Below are 21,477 nucleotides of genomic sequence, written 5' to 3' on the forward strand. Positions count from 1 at the left end.
CATTGTTAAATAATTGCGTATTACGCAACTAAATTATCTCCCCCTCTTCTGTAACAACCGCCCCCTGTCATCGTCTTATTTTTGTGTAGACAATTTTACAATATCACCTCAATAAAACATCTACCTTAGATTAAGCGTTTAATTGCCGGTTTGTCTCCGGCTCAATACCTGCAGCGCCGCGCAAAACCCAATAGGCTACACAGGTTTTACCTAAAAATAACACATACTAAAATGGCTATTAACTTACAAAAAGGGCAGAAAATTGATATCGGCCTTTCAAAAATGACAGTTGGCTTGGGCTGGAACCCAAACGAAGGCACAGGTTATGACTTCGACCTTGACGTATCGGCTATCATGATCGATGCTAACCGACTGGTACCCCAGGATGAATTTTTTGTATTCTATAATAATGTCGACTCGCCCGAGCAATCGGTACATCATACCGGCGATGACCCAACAGGCGGCAACAGCGACGGCGGCGATGATGAATCGATCACTGTTGACCTCACTAAAGTAGATGCCCGCATCCAGGAGATCCTGTTTGTGGTAACTATTCACGAAGCACAAGCCCGTCGTCAAAATTTTGGCCAGGTGCGTGACTCATACATTCGTATCTTAGATAACCAAACGGGTGCCGAAGTATGCAAATATGAATTGGGTGAGGATTTTTCTATCGAAACAGCCATTGAGTTTGGCAGATTATACAAACGCGGTGGCGCATGGAAATTTGAAGCATCTGGTGTGGGTTACAAAGAAGACCTCGCCTTCTTTTTAAGTAAATATTTTAAAGGGCAAATAATCAAATAAGGCAATGGCTATAAATTTGGTAAAAGGTCAAACAATTGACCTGCGTAAAAATGATAAAGGCGAAAGCTTCGACCTGTCATCAGTAACTATAGGTTTGGGCTGGGACGTTAGGAAAACCCATGGCGGCTTTTTAGGCAAGCTGTTTGGCGGTGCCGAAGAGGCAGAATATGATTTGGATGCGATTGCATTTTTGCTGGACAAGAACGGTAAAGTAGCGAATCGCGGCTATGCCAAACAAACCGCTAATGGGCGTACTATCAATATGTTCGAGGGAGATGTGATTTACTTTAACTCGATGCGCCATCCTTCGGGACACATCTGGCTTACCGGCGATAACCGCACCGGGGCCGGTGAGGGCGATGACGAGCAAATCATCGTAAAGCTTGATTCGCTCGATCCGAAATATGACCGCATCCTTTTCCTGGTAGCTATTTATCAGGGGCGTAAAAACAATCAACACTTTGGCATGGTGGAGAATGCTTTCATCCGCGCGGTTGACAGCCATGGTAAAGAGATCGCAAAATTCAGTCTCTCCGGCGATTCAACTTACAACGGCATGTGTTCCATGACCTTTGCGGAAGTATACCGCAAAGACGGCACCTGGAAATTCCGTGCCATAGGTGATCCGCATAGTACTGATAGTCTTTCGGAATTGCTTCGGAACTATTAATATAAAAACATGTCATTGCGAGGAGGAACGACGAAGCAATCGCACGTAAGCATAGCCGCTCTGTATAGCAAGCGATTGCCACGCTACGCTCGCAATGACATTTTGGTTAAGTTTAATTCTACCTAAACATAAATGTACCAACATTACTCATTTGATCTTTGGCTCACGCTCATCAAATCAAACCCATACTTTAAAATAGAACGTACCAAGATCTTTCACCGGGATTTTAATCCGGCGGGTAAAAGTATTGATGAGGTAGCGCGGGCTTTCAGGCAGGTTGACCTCATGTGCAATGCCGTGAACGAACGTACTGGTAAAAACATTGACGCGGATGAAATGTACCTGATGGTGATCAGCACAATTAATGATAACCAATATCCGCTTGCCGATGTTAATATCGATAAGCTGTATGCCGACATGGAAACCCTGCTGTTTTACTATCTGCCGGTGCTTTACTCACCTGTAACAATTGAGGTGCTGCAGCATCTAAAACAAAAAGGTGATTGCTCATTGAGTATTTTAAGTAATACAGGCTTTATAAAAGGACAAACGCTCCGCAAGGTAATGGTTAAATTAGGGCTGGATACGTTCTTTAACTTTCAGATCTATTCGGACGAGGAGGGGATGTCGAAACCAAACGGGGATTTATTTAAGCTGATGGTGCAAAAAGTTAAAGAGTGTAATAAACCAAAGCAGATAGACCGGTCAGGTATCATACATATAGGCGATAACCCGGCGGCAGATATAGCGGGGGCTAAAGATGCAGGCCTTGATAGCCTGCTCATCAATTCAAACAACTTATCCATTTTAACCTTATTAAGTTTATGAAAGCTACCTACTCATTACATCATATCAACAGCGCAACACATTTTGGTTTCGATGCCGATGATTACAGTCGCTTTAAATTTGGCGATGGCGAGGTATCCCGCTACTTCGGCACCGATCTGGCCGATGGCTTTATCAGCGAAATCTTAACTAAACAGCCAATAGAAAAACAGATCGTAGTTATATCAAGCCCATACTCATTTATTCCTACGGCTACTTTTGCAATGAAAAACCACTTTGTGTGCAGGCTTAACCGCTGGCTGGCCCATCATGGTTACCCTGTAGTGCAGGAAACCAAGGTTCACCGTACCATAACCTACAAAGAAGATTATGGCGAGCTGGATGCTGAGCAAAGGATTAATTTAATAGGTAACGATTCGTTTCATATTGATAAGGATTTTCTTAAAGACAAAACCCTGCTTTTTTTAGATGATATCAAGATAACCGGCAGTCACGAACGCATGATCATGAAAATGGTAAATGAATACGGTTTACAGAACGATATTTACATGCTGTACTTTGCCGAACTGGTGAACAAAAACATCCACCCCAATATTGAGAATTATCTTAACTATCATCATGTTAAAAACATTTACCATTTAAATGATATCATTAAGGGCACTAATTTTTGCATCAACACCCGCATAGTAAAATATATTTTAAATTACGATCACGAAAGTTTTTGCATCTTTATACAAGATCAAGGCAGCAATTTCATAAACTTGCTGTATGATATGGCTTTGGGTAATGGTTATCATACCATTGAAGCCTATACACCTAACTTAAACTTTATTAAACAAAACCTATTAATAAACAATAATAAACTAATTCAGCATGGCAATTAACTTGCAAAAAGGCCAAAGGGAAACTATTGGTGCCCCTAAATTTACGATAGGCCTTGGTTGGGATACAAACAGCTCATCAACAGGCTCGGCCTTTGACCTGGACGCTTCGGTGTTCATCATAGGCGATAATAAGAAAATACTGGCCGACGAATTTTTCGTTTTCTATAATAACTCAAAATCTCCGGATGGTGCTGTAGAGCATACCGGCGATAACCTGACCGGTGCAGGTGACGGTGACGATGAGCAGATCATTGTTGATCTTTCAAAGATCGATCCGCGTGCTACTGAGATCTGCATTGTGGTAACCATTCATGAGGCCGAAAGCCGCCGCCAAAACTTTGGTCAGGTACGCAACTCTTTTGTCCGCATTTTTGACTCGGCTACTAACGTCGATATTTTGAAATACGAACTGGAAGAAGACTTTTCGATAGAAACCGCGGTTGAATTTGGCCGTATCTACAAAAAAGATAACAACTGGAAATTTGAAGCTGTGGGTGCCGGTATGAAAGGCGGCTTACAGGATTATTTAAACAAATACAACTAAAATTATGGCTATCAATCTTCAAAAAGGACAGCGGATCAGCCTTGAAAAAAGTAACGGCAGCAAATTACAAAATGTATGCGTTGGGATAAACTGGGGCGCGATAGAAAGAAAAGGCCTGTTTGGCTTTGGCACTACCAAAGAGGCCGTTGACCTTGATGCCAGCTGCATTTTATATGATGAAAGCAAACGTTTGGTTGATGTAATCTACTTCGGAAACCTGCGTTCAAAAGACCACGCTGTAAGGCACAGCGGTGATGACCTAACCGGCGATATGGCCGGCAACGACGGCCTGGACAATGAAGTGATCACCGTTGATTTTGCTACGCTGAGCCCAACCATAAGCTATGTAGCCTTTGTGTTAAACAGCTTCCGTGGCCAGGACTTCGGCACTATACCGTTTGCCTCTATCCGTATTTATGAAGGTACGCCAACCCGTGTTAACGAAATCTTCGCTACTTATGATATTGCGCACAGCAAGGATTTTGCAGGCCATGTATCTATGGTGATGGGCGTGTTTTACAAAAAGAACGGCGAGTGGAAATTTAATGCCATCGGCGAACCAACCCGCGACCGTAAATTGGAAGAAACAGTGAAAACTGTAACCGCAACCTACTTGTAAAAGTTTAATTCATTGATCTTAAGTATTAAGCCGGGTGGCGCTTAAGATCAGCTAATTAAGTACTACTAAATCATTAATAATAAGATTATGGAAAGTGCACCAAACAATGATGAACTAAATCTGAATATACCACCGCTGATCACTCCAACCAATCTGGACCTTCCGGCGGCAGCTTCACCAGGCAGCAATGTACCAATGAAGGTAGATAAGCAGGGGAATGTAAACCTTGACGCTATACCAAACCAGGACCTGCAAAAGTACGGTGAAATGGGGAAAGATATCAATCCAGCCGATGTTAACTCGATACTGAACTATGGTGTTGAGGTACAAAACTCCATGGAGAAATACAGCAACAACTTTCTTACTTCAGTACGCACCTATAACTCTGGCGAGGTAGGCGGGCTGATTAACGAGTTACTTACCGAGCTTAATTATATTGACGTTGACGAGCTGAACCAAAACGCATTCACCTCATTTATATCACATATCCCCTTCATGAAAAAGCTGGTGGTTGATACCAAAAAGCTTTTCCAGAAATACGATACCGTGGTTAATAACATCGATAAGATCACCAATAAGATCAAGGCAGGCCGTGTTAATTCGTTAAAGGATAACAGCTCGCTGCAAACCATGTTTGACAGCAACGTTACTTATATCAAGCAAATGGAAGACCTGATCATTGCCGGGCAGCTCAAATACAATGAGCTTAACGAAAAACTGGCTGTGATGGACGGTAACCCGACAGGCTACCAGGACTATGAAATTGCCGATCTGCGCGATTTTGTGAACCGCCTTGATAAACGCCTTGCCGACCTGAAAGTGGTTCGTTTTATCATGCTGCAGTCGCTGGCGCAGATCCGTGTGGTGCAGAACAACAATACCACCATTGCCGAAAAGGCGCAATCTATCGTATCAACCACTATCCCGGTTTGGAAAAACCAGCTCACCATAGCTGTTGCCCTCAACCGTCAGAAAGAGAATGTGGAGATGCAGAAAAAGATCTCGGATACCACCAATACCATTTTACAAAAGAATGCCGAAATGCTGAAACAAAACAGTATTGATGTAGCCCGCGAAAATGAAAAAACGGTAGTATCGTTAGATACACTGAAAAAGACCACTTCATCTCTTATTGAAACCCTTACTGAGGTAAAACGGATCCACGATGAAGGCACGGCCAATCGCCGCACGTTAAATACCGAGCTTCAAAACCTGGAAACAGAACTGAAGAAAACGGTAACGAGTGTGAGTTAAGGCCCCACCCAACTCCCTTCCGGGCATAACCGTCAATTTAAGCGAAAGCAATAAAAATGAGTTTGTTTTTTTGAGATTGAGGGCAGAACGTAGTTTGCCCGTAAAGGCAAACTTTATGTATTTTTGCTATCATAGTTTTATTTCTATTTTTTTGAAAGGCAGACCGGTGAAGGGTTCTGCCTTTCTTTTTGTCTACCCCTAAAGACAACATTTAATCTATTGATTATCAAATAATTATTATAACTTTCTTTGTTTTGATCCGTCCTTTTTTCTGCTCTTTAAGCAGTTTATAAAATGGAAGCTGTTCGAGCATATCCAGCCACTCTCTGCTCAATCCCCACAATTGCAGCCTTAGCTCAATTGCAGCAAACCTGCAACCCGCCTATATTTGTTCTTATCACCATGACCGAGCAATCACCCAATACCCATCGTAAAATTATCCATATTGATATGGATGCGTTTTACGCGTCGGTTGAGCAGCGGGATTTTCCGGAATACCGGGGTAAACCTTTGGTGGTGGGCGGCTTGCCCGAAGGTCGGGGAGGTGTGGTAGCCACCGCCAGTTACGAGGCCCGAAAATTTGGCATCCGATCGGCAATGTCATCGAAAAAGGCATTACAGCTTTGCCCGCATGCTTTGTTTGTAAGGCCAAGGTTTAATGTATACCGGGAGGTATCACAACATATCCGGGAGATCTTTAGCCGTTATACCGACCTGATAGAACCGCTCTCTTTAGATGAAGCTTTCCTGGATGTAACCAACGATAAGCAGGACATCGGCTCGGCCATCGAAATAGCCAAACTTATCAAACAGGCTATTAAAGACGAACTGCAGCTCACCGCATCGGCAGGAGTGTCTATCAATAAATTTGTAGCCAAAATAGCATCTGACATCAATAAACCCGATGGCCTGAAGTTTATCGGACCATCAAGCATCGAAAACTTTATGGAGCAGCTGCCTGTCGAAAAATTCTTTGGTGTAGGTAAGGTGACCGCTCAAAAAATGAAACAGATGGGACTGCACACCGGAGCCGATCTGAAACGAATGGAAGAAAGTGACCTTGTAAAACACTTTGGCAAGGTTGGCAAATTTTACTACCAGATAGTGCGCGGCATTGATAACCGCGAAGTGCAACCCCACCGCGAAACCAAATCCCTGGGCGCCGAAGATACTTTCGCTTATGACCTGACAACACTTGAGGAAATGGAGGCTGAACTGGATAAGATAGCGATCACGGTACATAACCGGCTGCTTAAATATGAATTGAAAGGCCGCACCATTACCCTCAAGGTAAAATACCACGATTTTAAACAGATTACCCGCAATCAGTCCTTCCCAACCCCGGTAAATGATCTGGAAACAATCAGCCATACGGCCAAACAATTGATGGCTGCCACAGGTGTTGATGATGTAAAAGTGCGGCTGTTGGGCATTTCGCTTTCAAACTTTGGCGAATTGCCGGTTAAGCAGCGGGATGATAAAGAGCTTGGGCCGGGGGATCAGTTGGAATTGGAGTTATAAAAACTTGGTTCTGCAGGGGCATGTTAACGATTGCCGAGACCGGTTTATCATTACCTGTTTTTTGTCATGAGTGGCGTTTAAATCCGGCGGGCTCTCAAAGCGAAATGACAAAAGAGGGCCTGTCACCCTGAGCCTGTCGAAGGTCGCGCGCAGAGACCCAGCCCGCTATGCTTCGACAGGCTACCCATGACATAATAAATAAAGAATGTTCCCGTCAGCAGGTAAGCTTCGGATGAAAGCGGGCAGAACAATGGTGGCCTTGAGCGCTGGAAGGGGCATAGCAAGTTTTTGCAGAAGCATTGGGAAAGCGCGAGCGTAGCGGGCAAAATAATTGCAGCCCGTGGTTCTGCCCGTTTTGCAGGGCAAAGGCCGGCGCGACGGGTTGTGGAGTGGGTGAGCGCAAAGAAGCCTATCTGCTGACTTGACTTTTTGGATACTTTTGTGTCAAGACAAAAGTATCTGGCCCCGCGCGGCCAAGAGCGCGACGATGTAAGTTCAATACCACTAAGCACCTTGTCTGCCTATAAGAGATTGCTTCGTAACTCAGCAATGACGTGGAGGAGATGTCATTGCTCCTTCAGAATCCAACGGATTTAAATCACTCAGCATGACACCCGTTTTTAATCATGTCACCCCCACTGCCCGAAGTCTTTGACTTTGGACCATTATATTTGTAGTTTGTAACTACAGGAAATGTTTTGGGTTTTATCGTCTCAGACTACAGGCATACTTAATTCGAAGTCAGAGACTTCGAACAGCACTTCTCTTTTTAAGTCAAAATGATATTTTTAAATGATCGTCAATTCACCATCCTCCCCGCAATATCCACCGACCGCGCAAAAGGATTAAAAAACCTGTTGGCCAGTATAGCAAATTCACGACGGGTTACCGGCCGTTTCATATCAAAATCAGAACTGAATTTATATTGATCTTTCCAGGCCTTTTGCATGGCAATTTCTAAAGTATGCGGATCGGTTAGCGTAGTTTCGCTGATAAACGATAATAGGTTTCCTACCGTGAACACCGGGCCGGGCTTCTCTTTATTAAACCATAAAAAGCCCCGGGTATAAATCTCTTCCAGCGTTGGTTTGATTTCGGCTGTGGCAACTAAGGAATCAGGCTGAAATAACAAACGCGCAGTATTGCCCTCCGTTTTTTGTACGCCTTTTAGTAACCCTGAAGCACCTATTTGTTGTATTGCCCTGAAATACGGATCGGTTGGTTTAATATCGGCAAAGGGCATGATCCAGGCTTTAAAGTCGAGCAGTTCGCCTTGGATTATCCGCACATTTAAGTTTTGGGTGGTGGTTTTAAAAAAGGCGCAATAGGCTGCGGCTGCACCGGCACCCTGTCCAATGGCCATTTGTACCGAGGGGTACATGGTACTGGCATTTACCAGGTGCGTTACCGACATGGCTTTTTCCGTTACCAGTAAATTATCGAGGTCTTTAAGCACAATAGCCCCCAGCGGTACGCCATAAGCAGGGAAAGGCGGGTAAATAACTTTCGGAGCATTGGCATCTGTATAATGCTGCCCCGGCGAGGCATCGCCAACGGCAATGGCTGTACGGTAAAGTTTTGATTCGCGGTCGTAAGGTTTGTACACATCATCCAGCATCATCCTCACCAAACCTTTTGTCGCGCGACCTGCCTCGCGCAAATATGGAAGATATGGCAAATGATCGGGGGTAGTAAAGTCTTCGTCCAAACCGAGGTTTTTGTAGCCCAGTTCGGTTTGCAGATAGTAGATCAATCCTAAAGTATGCAAGCGTGCTTTGGCATAAAAAGCTTCCCGGTTTTCCGGCTTTAAATTATCAGGGGCAACTGGGAACTGGTTTCCGCATTCGGCCCATTTGATCATGTATTTATCATTGGGCAGCCTGCCATCATCAAGCATTTTTTTAATATTCTTACCCTTAAGGCAAGTGTACGCCGCGGCATCATAGCCTTCGGGCCTGGCAATGGTCTTATCTGTCGCGGCACCAAAATCTTTCAAAATAACAATCCAGCTAAGGTCCTGCAACTGTGCCGATTCATTATCTGGCGCCAGGGCTTCGTTAGTTTGCTTTTTACTCTCAAAACCATAAACATAGGTTTCGCCTGCTTTGGCGGCCACATCGCCGGTTTCGGTAGCATCAATAACTACTTTGGCTTTTACGGTAGCGGTTTTCCCGTCGAGGGTGATAGTTACATCCCAACCGGTGCCATCTTTTTTAATACCTGTAAATGGGGTATTTAATTTTACGGTGAGGTTTTTTACTGTATCGGTTATTTTTTTGAGGATAGCTGCCCCGGTATAGGGTTCAAATCTCAGCATAGCATTGTAAGCCGTATCATAACCCGGGGTTTTGCTGTAAAAATCACGCACTCTGCGCCTGAACTCGCCCCAGATGCCTGTTGGTAAATTGCGGTTACCTTCAATTATACACATCCCGCCGGCTGTCATGCTGCCGCCAAGCCAGGGGCCCTGTTCAACCAGCATGGTTTTTAGTTTGCTTCGTGCGCCTTGTATGGCGGCCGCTGTTCCGCTTGCGCTTCCGCCTACAACTAATATGTCGGTTTTAATGGTTTGTGCAAAGGATAGCGTACAGTTAAAAACTAAAAGTACGGCCAGTAACTTTTTTATCATCAGTTAAATTAACAATCTACAGAACGCTAAAATAGGCCAAAAGCTTGTGGTAGTATAAAATAATACCTAATTTAAATTTTTTTAACATTTATGATGACAGACGAACAAATGAAATACCCTATCGGGAAGTTTGCGCCCCCGGCTTCGTACACTGCCGAAGATATGCGCGGCTGGATTGAAGATATCGCTACCCTGCCCGGGAAACTGAGACATGCAATTGCCGGCCTTAATTACCAGGAGCTGGATACCCCATACCGCACCGGCGGCTGGACACTGCGCCAGGTGATCCACCATTTGGCCGATAGCCACATGAATTCCATTACCCGCTTTAAGCTTGCCCTTACCGAAAATAACCCAACCATAAAGCCATATGAAGAGGCCGACTGGGCATTGCTGCCAGATTACCGCCTGCCGGTTGAACCTTCATTAAAAATGCTGGAAGGCATCCATCAGCATTTTGTAGCCCTGTTTGAAAGTTTCACCGAAAACGAATGGGCACGCACATTTGTTCACCCGGCCTCGGGCGAAACGATATCGCTGAAAAAAGGACTGGCCCTGTACGCATGGCACAGCAACCACCATTTGGCACATGTAACCGAAACGGTGAAGAAGTTTGCGAAGGTTTGATTTGGGGTGAAAGGATAAAGGTAAAAGGCGAAAGGTGTGTTTTACCGGAATCAAGTTTATGTTCCCTCAGGGTCTCTCTGCGAGAGGCTCTGAAGGGACGTTATGACGTAAATGTAAGTTATTGATTATCGGGTGCGTTTTTTAATTGATTTATAAATATGGGCGTTGCCTGCGGCCCGGGCTGTACGCTCATACTGCACAAGGCCTTAGCCACAGGCCGGTATCCGCTCCCATCCCTAACGCAGCCCCATGCACCATCTTTAAATAAATTTCAAACGTCATTCCGATTTTTTACGGGGTTACGAACGAGCTAACTGAATATCTTTTAATCAATCGATTCAAAGGTTAACAGCGAATGCTGACCTGCGGTATGCAGGTCCCGCCATACCTGGTTAATTTCCGTATCGGGGTTGGCGGCGGATAAACCACAGTAGGTATAAAGCCTATCCACACTTTCGCGCGAAACTTTGGCCAGCTTCCGGCTCATTAAACTTACTTCCTGTAAGCAGTTATTATCGGCCGAGTCAAAGTTGTTCCATGAGTAATCAACAGCCTGGTAAAATTCGGCGCGGACTTCATCGAGTAAAATGATCTGATCGGCCAGAAGTTGTTGAATGTATACCTTTTGAGGTTTGGTTAAACGCGGGTTTTTCATCCGTTCCTCAAAGGCCGGTCCGCACAGGTCAAGAAAATGAACAGCTAATCCCGAAAGGTTAGCAGCCAGCGTTGCTTCGGCTAATTGCAGAAAGGGGTAGCGGTACAACGGCTCATTGACAACTGTGTATTGCGGATCGATCTTAAAACAGCGGTTTTTATCAACGTACAGGTCTTTTACTTCATAGGCATCGCTCCCGGTAGCCATCATGCCAACATATTTCCAGGCCGGGAAAACATGTACATCTTTTTTATCAAAAATAAAAGGTAATATCAGTGGCTCACCATCATCATTCAAAACAGTTTCATCGCCTTTTTTAATGATGCAATTTGCAGTGATATGTGTGGCATGATGTGCACCGCTGGCATATTTCCACGTTCCGTTGATCATATAGCCATCACCACTGATGGTAGCTGTACCTGTTGATGCACCGCTACCTGCCAGGCATAATTGCGGATTGGCCATGATCTCTGCGGCTAAAGCCGGATCCAGAAATCCACCAAACCAACCTGCACCGGCACAAAGAGTCACAACCCAACCCAAACTGCCATTGGCCCAGGCCAAACTTTCTTCCAGGCGCACCATTTGCGGCAAGGCCAATTGCAGACCGGAATAAGCCTGCGGCACTAAAAATTTAAACCAGCCCTGCTCATAAATAAGTGCCAGCTGATCGGGGTGCAGCTTGCCGGCCTGCTCAGCTGCAGGAGCTGCTTTCCGGATGATATCTACCCATTCGGGTTTTAAATTTTGTGATGGATGCATTTTTTATTTAGCTTAAAGCTGAAAGCAAAAGGCTTAAAGCGTAACAGACAATACTCAATTTACCATCAGGATAACAAAAGATACTGACAGTATTTTGTCAGTGTTCAATTTTTGAAAAACGGGTGTTCAATGATTCGGCTCCTTAAAAACACAAAGTGCTGATTACCAAAACCAAGGCGTTCAATTTGATTAAAATTGAATTTCAACCAATTCGTAAAGCATTGACTATCAACCATGTTTATTTTTCAAAAAACGCCGGGTGTTTACACTTTTTAAAATTGAACACCTGGTACAACCTGGCCATTGAACATTTTTCCTAACCTCTAATCTCCAACCGCCACCCGCTCTGCCTCTACCTGTTTCTTCCACTCAAAATAGCCCCATATCGCTATAATAAACAGGAAGATGGTGAGCATGGCAAACATAGGCAGCTTTTTGTAAAACAGAAGCGGCACCGCGAAGAAGTTGGAAATGTTCAAAAAAATCCAATTCTCCATTTTACGGCGTGCCAGTAACCACATACCTGCCCAGGCGGTAGAGGATACCAAAGCATCCCAGCCGGGCACATTTGACGGTGTAAAATACTTAGCAGGTAGGTTTTTGATCATGTAATAAAATACCACCCAACCCACAATGCTGATCGCCAAACTTATTATCCATTCATTTTTGGTGGAGTAGGTAATTTTTACCGGAGGCTCGTTACGCTTCTTTATCCAGTAGATCCAGCCATAAACGCTCATTACAATGTAGTAGCCGTTCAGTACCGATTCGGCATATAAATGAACTTCCATCAGCAGAAATATCGAGATGGCCGTACCCAATATTCCTGCCGGGTACAACAATATGTTATTTACGCGGGCCAGCAGCACCTCGGTAACACCCAGCGCAACAGCAAGCCATTGCAGCCAGGTAGTTTCCTTTATTTGTTCAATGAACAGGTCGAGCCAATGATTCATATCCTAATCCTCAATTCGTGAAATTCGATCCAATTCGTAAAATTTGTGTCGATATAAAATTAGTGCTCATTTAAAATCCCAGACTCAACGATGCCATAAAATTTCGCGGGGCCTGCGGGAAGTAATAGTTGTAGTTAATTACGTGCCCGCCCTCAATATCCGGGTAGGTAGCACCATTATTTTCATACTTCTCGCTGAAGATATTATTAACCTGCAGGCCAACGGTAATGTTTTTAACCGAGCGAACACTGAAGCTGTACCTCAACCTCACATCGTTCACAAAAAAGCTGTTCAGCAAACGGTTGGCAGCATAAGGATTAGCAGCATTATCAGGTGCTATGCCAAAACCTTCGGGATTACGGTTCATGGTATTATCTAAGTATTGCTTGCCTACATATTTGCTGATGAAAGCAATTTCCCCGCCTTTAACAGGGCTGTAACTGATTACGCTTGAACCGGTGAATGACGGCGAATAGGCAATATCTGTTTTGGCAAAAGTTTCCTCAACCAGCGAGCCATCGTCATAATTAGAGAAAAACTGGTGATAATTTTTAATCTTGTTAGTGCTGAGGGTTGCGGTAGCGCTCCAGTTTAACTGATCAGTGATTTTGACTTTTCCACTAAACTCCAAACCCGCTCGGTAACTGTCCTTTACGTTGGTACGCACCGGGCTGCCTACATCATTCAATGAGCCGGTTAATACCAGTTGATTTTTATATAGCATGTAGAAACCATTCAACTCCCCGCTAAAAACAGGTGAGCTGAGGCGGTAGCCGGCCTCAAAATCTTTCAGGTTTTCTGGTTTCGGCCGGTTTTGCGGAGGCGAGTCGACATAATCATCGCGATTGGGCTCATGGTTGCCCACCGCAAAGGAGGCATACACATTACTGTGCTCATTAAACTGGTAAGTAACACCTGCTTTAGGGTTAAAGAAGTTTAACTGCGCTGTTTGCTGGGCATTATTCAGGTTTTTGTCGATACCGTAAAATGAATAATTAATGTGACGGTATTGCATATCTGCATACAACAAAAATTTGTCTACATGCCATTCGGCGCGGCCAAAAATATTAAAGTCCTTCTTTTTGGCATCATCCCGATAGTATTGATAGTTAGGACCAACGCCTATGCTTTCTTCGGCAGAAATAATATTACCATAATGCGCACCTTTATATTCGTTATAGGCGCCGCCAAGGTTGAAGTTCAGTTTGGTAGTAGGCTGATATTTTAAGGCATAAGTAACACCATAAAAATCATTATTAAGCCACAGCCTGCGAACAAGATTAGTGATTGAAATGGTATCGGTACCATAAATAACAGGTGATAAACCATAATTACTCACAGCATCTCCTTTCCTGTACTCTTCGTAATAACCTTCGCCATGAGTGTAATGCAGGGCCCCGCTGAACGACAGTTTATCCGAAAACTTTTTATCGTATAGCAACTGGTAATGGTTTTGCAGGTAATCGTCAACCTGGTCTTTATAAAAGGCTCCGTTACCCATATCTCCCAGTTCGTTATAAGTACGGTTATCCGGGCGGGTATCATCGCCTATTACATAATCGGCTACGCCGTTCCAGGCCTGGTAGGTACGTTCATGGCCCGAGAACACGTTTAATCTTAAAGTACTGTTATCACCATAATAAGCTCCGCTTACAAAAAAGGATTTTAACCGGGACGATGCACGGGCGATATACCCGTCGGAACGGATGCGCGATAAGCGACCATCTATGCTAAACTTGCCGCCAAGCAAACCGGTGCCTACGCTTACTGTATTTTTTAATGAACCGTATGAACCTGCCGAGTTATCGAGCTGAGCATAGGCGGTATCCCTGCGGGTAGCCGTTTGTACGTTGATACTACCACCAAAGGCACCTGCTCCATTGGTTGAGGTACCCACACCACGCTGGATCTGCAGGGTGTTGACAGATGATGCGAAGTCGGGCAGATCGACAAAGTATGCGCCCTGGCTTTCCGCGTCATTTAAAGGAATGCCGTTAACCGTTACGTTAATGCGTGATGCGTCTGATCCGCGGATGCGGATCCCTGTGTAACCTATACCTGTACCTGCATCCGAGTTGATCACTACCGATGGCGTTTGGTTAAGCAGGTAAGGCAAGTCCTGGCCAAAGTTGTTTTTTTCGAGATCTTTTTTGCTGAGGTTAGTGAATGCTGTAGGTGAGTTTTTACCTGCACGGGTAGCGGTTACAGTAACCTCATCGGCAGTAAATGTACTGCCGCCCAATAAAAAGTTAATTGATTGATTAGCAGCAAGCGTAACACTTTTGGTTAAAGGTTGATAGCCGATATAGCTTGCTTTAACGGCATAATTGCCTTTTTTCAGATCGTTAAAACTATACTTACCTGCAGCGTCGGTAACGGTGCTTTGCTGAGGGTTTGAAATAGTAATAGTTGCGCCGGGCAATGCTTCGCCGGATTGATTGGTCACTTTCCCCGAAATGGAAATCTGGGCCGATGCCATAACAGGCAACAACAGGGCCATAACAGCCACAAATAAATTTTTCAAAATATTGTAAAACAAAAATTGAGTTAAACCATCTGCGCGCCAGGGTAACGCGGCAGTACACTTAACTTATTTACCTTTATCCCTCCGCCGGCATTATCCGGATCAGGTGTGGGAGGAAGTCGTGAGCCGGAAGTCGTTAGTCCAAAGTCGCTTTGACTTAAGGCTTAAAACTTAGTACTTATTGACTTACTCCCTGGGTATGATCTCAGCCCGTCTTTCAGTTTGGTAAAACAATCTGCAGTTTGTTTTGCAACCAAAGCAAGGCACCCCTTGAGAATTATTGAGGCAAAGATAGGATTTAAGTCCGAAAGTCAATGGTCAGGAAGTCCGAAAGCTGAATATCTGCACTCAAAAGCCAGTAAGCCTATAGATTATGCAGAAAGAATACTGTTACTTTCGGACTTTCCGACTTTCGGACTTCCAGACTTCCAACTAAAACCCTACTTTTGCAGACTTTTATAAAACATTGTTATGCTTAGAACTCATACCTGCGGCGAATTAAATATCAGCCATTTAGGCCAAACCGTTACTTTATGCGGTTGGGTACAAAAATCGCGCGATTTGGGCGGTACCACTTTTATCGATGTGCGCGACCGTTATGGTTTAACCCAATTGATATTTAACACAGATACAGATGCTACCCTGCGCGAAAAAAGCCGCGGGCTTGGTCGTGAGTTTGTGATCAAAGTTACCGGTGATGTAATTGAACGGGCCAGCAAGAATACCAAAATCCCAACCGGCGAAATTGAAATTGCCGTTACTGATATTGAAGTGCTTAATGCCGCCAAGCTGCCGCCGTTCCTGATTGAGGACGAAACCGATGGCGGCGAGGAACTGCGTGCCAAATATCGCTACCTCGACCTGCGCCGTAACCCTATCCGCAACAACCTGGTGCTTCGCCACAAAATGGCGCAGGAAGTGCGTAAATATTTAGATAAGCTTGATTTTATCGAGGTAGAAACCCCGGTACTGATCAAATCGACTCCAGAAGGCGCGCGTGACTTTGTGGTGCCAAGCCGCATGAACGCAGGTGAATTTTACGCCCTCCCGCAATCGCCCCAAACTTTTAAGCAATTATTGATGGTAAGCGGCTTTGACCGTTATTTCCAGATCGTAAAATGTTTCAGGGATGAGGACTTACGTGCCGACCGCCAGCCAGAGTTTACCCAGATCGACTGCGAGCTTTCGTTTGTGAGCCAGGAAGATATCCTGAATATTTTTGAAGGCCTTACACGTCACCTGTTCAAAACTGTAAAGGGTATTGATTTGGTTGAACTGCCGCGCATGTTGTATTCAGATGCTATGCGTTTATACGGATCTGACAAACCCGACCTACGTTTTGGGATGGAGTTTGTTGATCTGAATGATATTGTTAAAGGCAAAGGATTTAGCATTTTTGACAATGCAGAACTGGTTGTTGGCATCAACGCCAAAGGCTGCGCAGGTTATACCCGTAAACAGGTTGATGAGCTTACCGAGTGGTTAAAACGCCCGCAAATTGGTGTAACCGGCATGATCTATTGCCGTTACAATGAGGATGGCACCCTGAAGTCATCGGTTGATAAATTTTATAGTGAAGATGAGCTGACCAACTGGGCTGCTGCTTTCAATGCCGAAAAAGGCGATTTGATGCTGATCCTGGCCGGTGGCGCTGATAAGGTGCGTAAACAACTGAACGAACTGCGTTTAGAAATGGGTAACCGTTTAGGCCTTCGCGATAAAAATACTTTTGCGCCGCTATGGGTTGTTGACTTCCCGTTGCTGGAGTGGGACGAAGAAAGTGGCCGTTATCATGCTATGCACCATCCGTTCACCTCGCCAAAACCCGAAGACATTGCCATGCTGGATACCGAACCGGGAGCTGTACGTGCCAATGCTTATGATTTGGTGATCAACGGTACCGAAATTGGTGGTGGCTCTATCCGGATCCACGACCGCGGCTTGCAATCATTGATGTTCAAGCACCTTGGTTTCTCGCCGGAGGAAGCACAAAAACAGTTTGGCTTTTTGATGGATGCTTTTGAATATGGAGCACCTCCACATGGTGGTATTGCTTTTGGTTTCGATCGTTTGGCATCGATATTTGCAGGTTTGGATTCAATTCGCGATGTGATCGCATTTCCTAAAAATAATTCGGGCCGCGATGTGATGATCGATTCACCATCAACCATTGCCGAAGCACAAATGACCGAACTAAAAATAAAAACAACGGTTTAACCAACCCAAAACATACACTGAGCCTCCTTTATTGCAAAGGGGGCTTTTATTTGGCCAACCCTCATGAAAAAATACGTTCTATTGCTAAGCGCGGTTATTATTACACTGATGATGTCATGTGATAACTCAGCGAAATTAAACCGTGCTAAACAAGCCCAAACAGATGATTCGCTGATACGCGTTTACCTGAAGGCCAACCCGCAGATCAAAGTGCAGAAACACCCCTCCGGTATTTATTACCAGGTTTTATCCGAAGGCAAGGGGAGAAATCCTAACGAAAATTCGTTGGTCACTGTAAATTATACCGCAGCGCTGTTAAATGATATGGTGGTTGATAAAGCAAGCGGTTTTTCAAGCTCGTTAGACCGTTTGATTAAAGGCTGGCAAATAGGCATCCCGTTGGTAAAAGCGGGCGGCACCGTATTGCTCATTGTACCCTCGGGCCTCGCCTATGGTGCCAATGGCGTAGGCCGCATCCCCGAAAATTCGGTATTGGTGTTCACCGTCGATTTAACAGAATTTAACTAATCTTCCCAAAATAAGTTCAATTATTGTAGCGTTCTGTAGCTTTTGCGCGTCAAATTAATCCAAACAGAACTATTAACTAATGAAGAAATTTCTATTATTCGTATTCGCCCCATTGGTGATCCTCACCTCGTGCTCAAAAGACAAATTCGATGCCTCAAAACAGGCAGCCACGGATGATGCCGCTATTAAAGCTTATATCGGTACTGACACTGCTTTTCATACTACTGCTGATGGCTCTGGTGTTTATTACAAGATAGTAATCCAGGGAACAGGTGCAAATCCAACCATTAAATCGACTGTTAAAGTAACTTATACCGGCAAACTATTGGATGGAACTACATTTGACTCGGGCACCATTAACCAAAGCCTGCAGGGCCTTATCAAGGGTTGGCAATCGGGCCTGCCGTATGTAAAAACCGGCGGTCGGATTATTTTGGTGATCCCCTCAAGAGAAGGCTACGGCAATAGTGCGGCCGGAAGCATCCCCGCAAATTCGGTTTTGGTATTTACAATTGATCTGCTTAGTTTTAGTTGATTTAACTAATGCTATAGAAAAACCTTGCTGGTATGGTTTTTACTGCCGGCATGATGTGCTAAACACGGCAACCGGTACTCATACCGGATCAAGCGCCAATAACGAAGGCTATCCCATAAAGATGGTCTTCATTTTTTAATTTCCACGGTAAAAATACCTTTTACCTTTCGCCTTTAACCTTTCACCTCCAAAAACTATCTTTGTACTGTGAGTGAGAAAACCATCCTAAAACTGCAGTTGCCTACCGATCCGCTTTGGGTTAAAAACGTGGTAGAGAGCAATATTGAAGAAATTTTGACCGATCATGCTTTTTGTGAACAAAAGGCTGCCAGCAATGCCATTACCCTTATTGTTCAAAACCCAAACCTGAGCGAATTGGTACAGGAAATGGCCCTGCTGGTGCAGGAAGAAATGGATCATTTTAAACGCGTACATGATATTATATTGGAACGCGGTTATATTCTCGGCCGCGAGCGGAAGGACAACTATGTGAACGAGCTCAGAAAATTTATCATCACCGGCGGAGGCCGCGAAGCCCAGCTAATTGACAGGCTGCTGTTTTCGGCCATGATAGAGGCCAGGAGCTGCGAACGCTTCAAAGTGCTGTCCGAAAATATTAATGATGAACAACTGGCAACTTTTTACCACGAACTAATGGTAAGCGAAGCAACCCACTACTCTATGTTTATTCGGCTGGCCAAAAAATACGCTGAAGAAATTGATGTTGAAGCCCGCTGGAAACAATTTCTGGAGTATGAAGCCCAGGTAATTCAGAACTACGGTAAAGGTGAAACTATTCATGGGTAAGTTTTGAGTCTGAATCGAAGCTTTGACGTGTTGACCTGTACGCTTTACTTACTACTTAAACTACAGACTTTTAAGTTAAGACTGTTCATGGCCTTTCCGCTGTTTTTTTAAATACCCGGGGCCAGTGCAAATATGGCGTAAGCAAGCGCGAACCTGCTGCTATTGATATTAGAATTAATATTAATGAGCGCAATATTTCATTTTACTGCAAAAACCGGGTTTTTGGTTTACGGAAAAGTGATTACCAGCATACCGGCATCGGCATAAACAACACCAAACAGCGCCTGGACATTGATATCCTGGCAGGCATTTGTTCAATATAAGCAGCCTGAATAATGAGTATATTGTTCAACTTACTTTACAAACTTAAATTATGGTGCTTAAATGTATAGCCATTGATGATGAACCGCTGGCCTTAAGGCTTATAAGCGAATATGTATCACGCTTCCCGGCATTGCAAATGGTTAATACTTTTGAAGATGCTATAACCGGCGCCGAATTTTTAAAAAACACCCCAATAGATCTTCTTTTTGTTGATATCAACATGCCCGATGTTACCGGCATTGACCTTGTGCGCTCTTTGCAGACTAAACCCATGGTAATATTTACTACCGCCTATAAAAAGTTTGCGTATGAGGGTTTTGAACTGGAAGCGATTGATTATATTTTAAAACCGATAGATATTAAACGCTTCACCAAAGCTGTTGAAAAGGCGTTTGATTACTACAAGTACAAAAACAAGCCCACCGACGACGAAACTGACGAAAGCCTGTATGTATACTCCGAATACCGCATGGTTAAAATAGATCTGGATACTATTGAATATATTGAAAGTATGGAGGATTATATCAAGATCCATATCACTAATGATAAAACCATCCTTACGCTGATACCCATGAAAAAGGTATTGGAGAAATTGCCCTCCGCCAAATTTCAGCGCATTCACCGCAGCTATATCGTACCTGTCAACAAGATCCGGTCTATTCAAAATCGTAAGGTGCGGCTTACAAATGTTGAGCTGCCGGTAAGCGAAAGCTATAATGATTTTGCACGCAACTGGTCGAAACAGAAGTAAAATGAATGCAATTATCATGATTGGCTTATCAATAACAATTAATCAACTGGCTTTTATATAATGACTTTAACAGAGAATAAAACCAGGCAACATATCCAGCAGGTTGATTATATCAGGGCAATAGCTTCATTGGCGGTAGCTTTGTTTCATCTTGGCGGCAAATCATTACCCGGCCTGCACTACGGCTGGCTGGGCGTTCAAATGTTTTTCCTGTTGTCAGGCTTTATAATTTGCTGGGCTATTCCTGAAAATTATAGCTGGGCCTTATTCCCCAAGTACATTTTAAAAAGAATAGCACGCATTGAGCCGCCTTACATAGCCTCCATATTATTAACCATTTTGGCCGGGTATTTATTAAACACAAATTATCGGCCCGATATCAGTAACATATTAACCCACTTAGCTTATATCAACAATTTTACTGGTCGCCCATACCTAAACCCCGTTTACTGGACGCTGGGGATTGAGTTGCAATATTACCTGTTCATCGGCGTTTTCTTTCCAATTATTATAAAAAAATGGGGCGCCATCTCCCTGCCCCTGATTTGCTTATTGCCTTTATTTATACCCGTACCCGGATCAACACTGTTAAACGTTTTTCCTTTTTTTGCTCTTGGGATATTATATTACCTGTACCTGACAGGTAAAAAGGGGGTAGCTGAGGTTTTGATATATGGCGTAGCTGTAACTGCCATTGGTTTATATGGTGCGGGGTGGCTTCCTATGGCTGCCGGCCTTCTGGCACTTGTCCTTTTAATACTGCCGTTAAAACGCTATCCGGTTATTGCGTTTTTTTCCAAAATCTCTTTTTCGCTATACCTTACCCATGATGTTGTTGGGAGCAGTCTTGTAGCTTTTATGGGTATGCACCTGCCAAAAACATTTGGATTCAGGGCGTTTGAATTTTTAACAGGCATTGCTGTGAGTATCAGTTTTGCTTACCTGTTTTATCGCCTGGTGGAGCTGCCCTGTTTACGGTTATCCAAACGGATCAGATACTGATTAACTGGTTATTTACAGGCGTTTAAACTATTTTCCACTCCTTTTACATTCACCAATACAAAAGCGCTATTCATC

The 21,477-nt window shown here is 44.1% G+C and carries 19 protein-coding genes; 15 read left to right on the forward strand and 4 right to left on the reverse strand.

The window, feature by feature from the left end; translation table 11 throughout:
- The first annotated feature begins 231 nt into the window (after window positions 1-231).
- The 8 genes from IEX80_RS17000 (at window position 232) to dinB (ending at window position 7,085) form a co-directional block, all read left to right on the forward strand.
- Window positions 232-807, forward strand: coding sequence for a TerD family protein (locus IEX80_RS17000; protein ID WP_090531232.1), 576 nt, complete (start codon window positions 232-234; stop codon window positions 805-807).
- Between the two features lie 4 nt (window positions 808-811).
- On the forward strand, window positions 812-1,477 hold the full coding sequence (locus IEX80_RS17005; RefSeq protein ID WP_090531234.1) for a TerD family protein: 666 nt from the start codon (window positions 812-814) through the stop codon (window positions 1,475-1,477).
- A 132-nt stretch (window positions 1,478-1,609) separates the two neighbouring features.
- Window positions 1,610-2,305: an HAD family hydrolase gene (locus tag IEX80_RS17010; RefSeq protein WP_090531236.1), complete on the forward strand. Its 696-nt coding sequence runs from the start codon at window positions 1,610-1,612 to the stop codon at window positions 2,303-2,305.
- Window positions 2,302-3,147: a phosphoribosyltransferase family protein gene (locus IEX80_RS17015; RefSeq protein WP_090531238.1), complete on the forward strand. Its 846-nt coding sequence runs from the start codon at window positions 2,302-2,304 to the stop codon at window positions 3,145-3,147. The genes IEX80_RS17010 and IEX80_RS17015 overlap by 4 nt, the downstream gene beginning before the upstream one ends.
- Window positions 3,137-3,691: a TerD family protein gene (locus IEX80_RS17020; RefSeq protein WP_188833575.1), complete on the forward strand. Its 555-nt coding sequence runs from the start codon at window positions 3,137-3,139 to the stop codon at window positions 3,689-3,691. Before IEX80_RS17015 ends, IEX80_RS17020 begins: the two co-directional genes overlap by 11 nt.
- 4 nt (window positions 3,692-3,695) lie before the next feature.
- Entirely contained in the window at window positions 3,696-4,310 is a 615-nt protein-coding gene (locus IEX80_RS17025; protein ID WP_090531247.1) for a TerD family protein, read from the forward strand.
- A gap of 87 nt (window positions 4,311-4,397) precedes the next feature.
- Window positions 4,398-5,564 (forward strand): toxic anion resistance protein, encoded by a 1,167-nt coding sequence (locus IEX80_RS17030; protein ID WP_188833576.1) that lies wholly within the window; start codon window positions 4,398-4,400, stop codon window positions 5,562-5,564.
- Between the two features lie 402 nt (window positions 5,565-5,966).
- Window positions 5,967-7,085, forward strand: coding sequence for a DNA polymerase IV (dinB, locus tag IEX80_RS17035; RefSeq protein ID WP_090532825.1), 1,119 nt, complete (start codon window positions 5,967-5,969; stop codon window positions 7,083-7,085).
- Between the two features lie 799 nt (window positions 7,086-7,884).
- Here dinB and IEX80_RS17040 read toward each other — a convergent pair.
- A complete protein-coding gene (locus IEX80_RS17040; RefSeq protein ID WP_188833577.1) occupies window positions 7,885-9,714 on the reverse strand; it encodes an FAD-dependent oxidoreductase in 1,830 nt (609 codons plus the stop codon).
- A 90-nt stretch (window positions 9,715-9,804) separates the two neighbouring features.
- Here IEX80_RS17040 and IEX80_RS17045 point away from each other — a divergent pair, with 90 nt between their 5' ends.
- Window positions 9,805-10,341 (forward strand): YfiT family bacillithiol transferase, encoded by a 537-nt coding sequence (locus IEX80_RS17045; RefSeq protein WP_188833578.1) that lies wholly within the window; start codon window positions 9,805-9,807, stop codon window positions 10,339-10,341.
- Window positions 10,342-10,666: 325 nt separating this feature from the next.
- Here the strand turns inward: IEX80_RS17045 and IEX80_RS17050 are convergent, their stop codons facing one another.
- The 3 genes from IEX80_RS17050 to IEX80_RS17060 all read right to left on the reverse strand — a co-directional run bounded on the left by IEX80_RS17050 (window position 10,667) and on the right by IEX80_RS17060 (window position 15,238).
- Window positions 10,667-11,758, reverse strand: a complete 1,092-nt coding sequence (locus IEX80_RS17050) for an acyl-CoA dehydrogenase family protein (RefSeq protein WP_188833579.1) — start codon at window positions 11,756-11,758, stop codon at window positions 10,667-10,669.
- A gap of 323 nt (window positions 11,759-12,081) precedes the next feature.
- Window positions 12,082-12,714 (reverse strand): nicotinamide riboside transporter PnuC, encoded by a 633-nt coding sequence (gene pnuC, locus IEX80_RS17055; protein WP_188833580.1) that lies wholly within the window; start codon window positions 12,712-12,714, stop codon window positions 12,082-12,084.
- A gap of 70 nt (window positions 12,715-12,784) precedes the next feature.
- A complete protein-coding gene (locus tag IEX80_RS17060) occupies window positions 12,785-15,238 on the reverse strand; it encodes a TonB-dependent receptor (RefSeq protein WP_308421702.1) in 2,454 nt (817 codons plus the stop codon).
- A 471-nt stretch (window positions 15,239-15,709) separates the two neighbouring features.
- Between IEX80_RS17060 and aspS the strand changes: the two genes are divergently transcribed.
- The 6 genes from aspS to IEX80_RS17090 all read left to right on the forward strand — a co-directional run bounded on the left by aspS (window position 15,710) and on the right by IEX80_RS17090 (window position 21,402).
- Window positions 15,710-17,455, forward strand: a complete 1,746-nt coding sequence (gene aspS, locus IEX80_RS17065) for an aspartate--tRNA ligase (RefSeq protein WP_176625737.1) — start codon at window positions 15,710-15,712, stop codon at window positions 17,453-17,455.
- 63 nt (window positions 17,456-17,518) lie between these two features.
- A complete protein-coding gene (locus tag IEX80_RS17070) occupies window positions 17,519-17,983 on the forward strand; it encodes an FKBP-type peptidyl-prolyl cis-trans isomerase (protein ID WP_090532088.1) in 465 nt (154 codons plus the stop codon).
- A gap of 79 nt (window positions 17,984-18,062) precedes the next feature.
- Window positions 18,063-18,518: an FKBP-type peptidyl-prolyl cis-trans isomerase gene (locus IEX80_RS17075; RefSeq protein ID WP_090532090.1), complete on the forward strand. Its 456-nt coding sequence runs from the start codon at window positions 18,063-18,065 to the stop codon at window positions 18,516-18,518.
- Window positions 18,519-18,725: 207 nt separating this feature from the next.
- The gene (locus IEX80_RS17080; RefSeq protein WP_208057661.1) at window positions 18,726-19,325 is read left to right on the forward strand and encodes a MiaE family protein; all 600 of its coding nucleotides are present in this window, start codon (window positions 18,726-18,728) and stop codon (window positions 19,323-19,325) included.
- A gap of 373 nt (window positions 19,326-19,698) precedes the next feature.
- Window positions 19,699-20,400, forward strand: a complete 702-nt coding sequence (locus IEX80_RS17085) for a LytR/AlgR family response regulator transcription factor (RefSeq protein WP_090532092.1) — start codon at window positions 19,699-19,701, stop codon at window positions 20,398-20,400.
- Window positions 20,401-20,460: 60 nt separating this feature from the next.
- Entirely contained in the window at window positions 20,461-21,402 is a 942-nt protein-coding gene (locus IEX80_RS17090) for an acyltransferase family protein (protein WP_090532094.1), read from the forward strand.
- Window positions 21,403-21,477: the final 75 nt, after the last annotated feature.

The organism is Mucilaginibacter rubeus (assembly GCF_014643835.1).
Taxonomy (GTDB): Bacteria; Bacteroidota; Bacteroidia; order Sphingobacteriales; family Sphingobacteriaceae; genus Mucilaginibacter; species Mucilaginibacter rubeus.

Excerpts from the sequence above, each read along its gene's own strand:
- IEX80_RS17000 (WP_090531232.1), top strand. The coding sequence starts at position 232 with ATGGCTATTAACTTACAAAAAGGGCAGAAAATTGATATCGGCCTTTCA.
- IEX80_RS17005 (WP_090531234.1), top strand. The coding sequence starts at position 812 with ATGGCTATAAATTTGGTAAAAGGTCAAACAATTGACCTGCGTAAAAAT.
- IEX80_RS17010 (WP_090531236.1), top strand. The coding sequence starts at position 1,610 with ATGTACCAACATTACTCATTTGATCTTTGGCTCACGCTCATCAAATCA.
- IEX80_RS17015 (WP_090531238.1), top strand. The coding sequence starts at position 2,302 with ATGAAAGCTACCTACTCATTACATCATATCAACAGCGCAACACATTTT.
- IEX80_RS17020 (WP_188833575.1), top strand. The coding sequence starts at position 3,137 with ATGGCAATTAACTTGCAAAAAGGCCAAAGGGAAACTATTGGTGCCCCT.
- IEX80_RS17025 (WP_090531247.1), top strand. The coding sequence starts at position 3,696 with ATGGCTATCAATCTTCAAAAAGGACAGCGGATCAGCCTTGAAAAAAGT.
- IEX80_RS17030 (WP_188833576.1), top strand. The coding sequence starts at position 4,398 with ATGGAAAGTGCACCAAACAATGATGAACTAAATCTGAATATACCACCG.
- dinB (WP_090532825.1), top strand. The coding sequence starts at position 5,967 with ATGACCGAGCAATCACCCAATACCCATCGTAAAATTATCCATATTGAT.
- IEX80_RS17040 (WP_188833577.1), bottom strand. The coding sequence starts at position 9,714 with ATGATAAAAAAGTTACTGGCCGTACTTTTAGTTTTTAACTGTACGCTA.
- IEX80_RS17045 (WP_188833578.1), top strand. The coding sequence starts at position 9,805 with ATGATGACAGACGAACAAATGAAATACCCTATCGGGAAGTTTGCGCCC.
- IEX80_RS17050 (WP_188833579.1), bottom strand. The coding sequence starts at position 11,758 with ATGCATCCATCACAAAATTTAAAACCCGAATGGGTAGATATCATCCGG.
- pnuC (WP_188833580.1), bottom strand. The coding sequence starts at position 12,714 with ATGAATCATTGGCTCGACCTGTTCATTGAACAAATAAAGGAAACTACC.
- aspS (WP_176625737.1), top strand. The coding sequence starts at position 15,710 with ATGCTTAGAACTCATACCTGCGGCGAATTAAATATCAGCCATTTAGGC.
- IEX80_RS17070 (WP_090532088.1), top strand. The coding sequence starts at position 17,519 with ATGAAAAAATACGTTCTATTGCTAAGCGCGGTTATTATTACACTGATG.
- IEX80_RS17075 (WP_090532090.1), top strand. The coding sequence starts at position 18,063 with ATGAAGAAATTTCTATTATTCGTATTCGCCCCATTGGTGATCCTCACC.
- IEX80_RS17085 (WP_090532092.1), top strand. The coding sequence starts at position 19,699 with ATGGTGCTTAAATGTATAGCCATTGATGATGAACCGCTGGCCTTAAGG.
- IEX80_RS17090 (WP_090532094.1), top strand. The coding sequence starts at position 20,461 with ATGACTTTAACAGAGAATAAAACCAGGCAACATATCCAGCAGGTTGAT.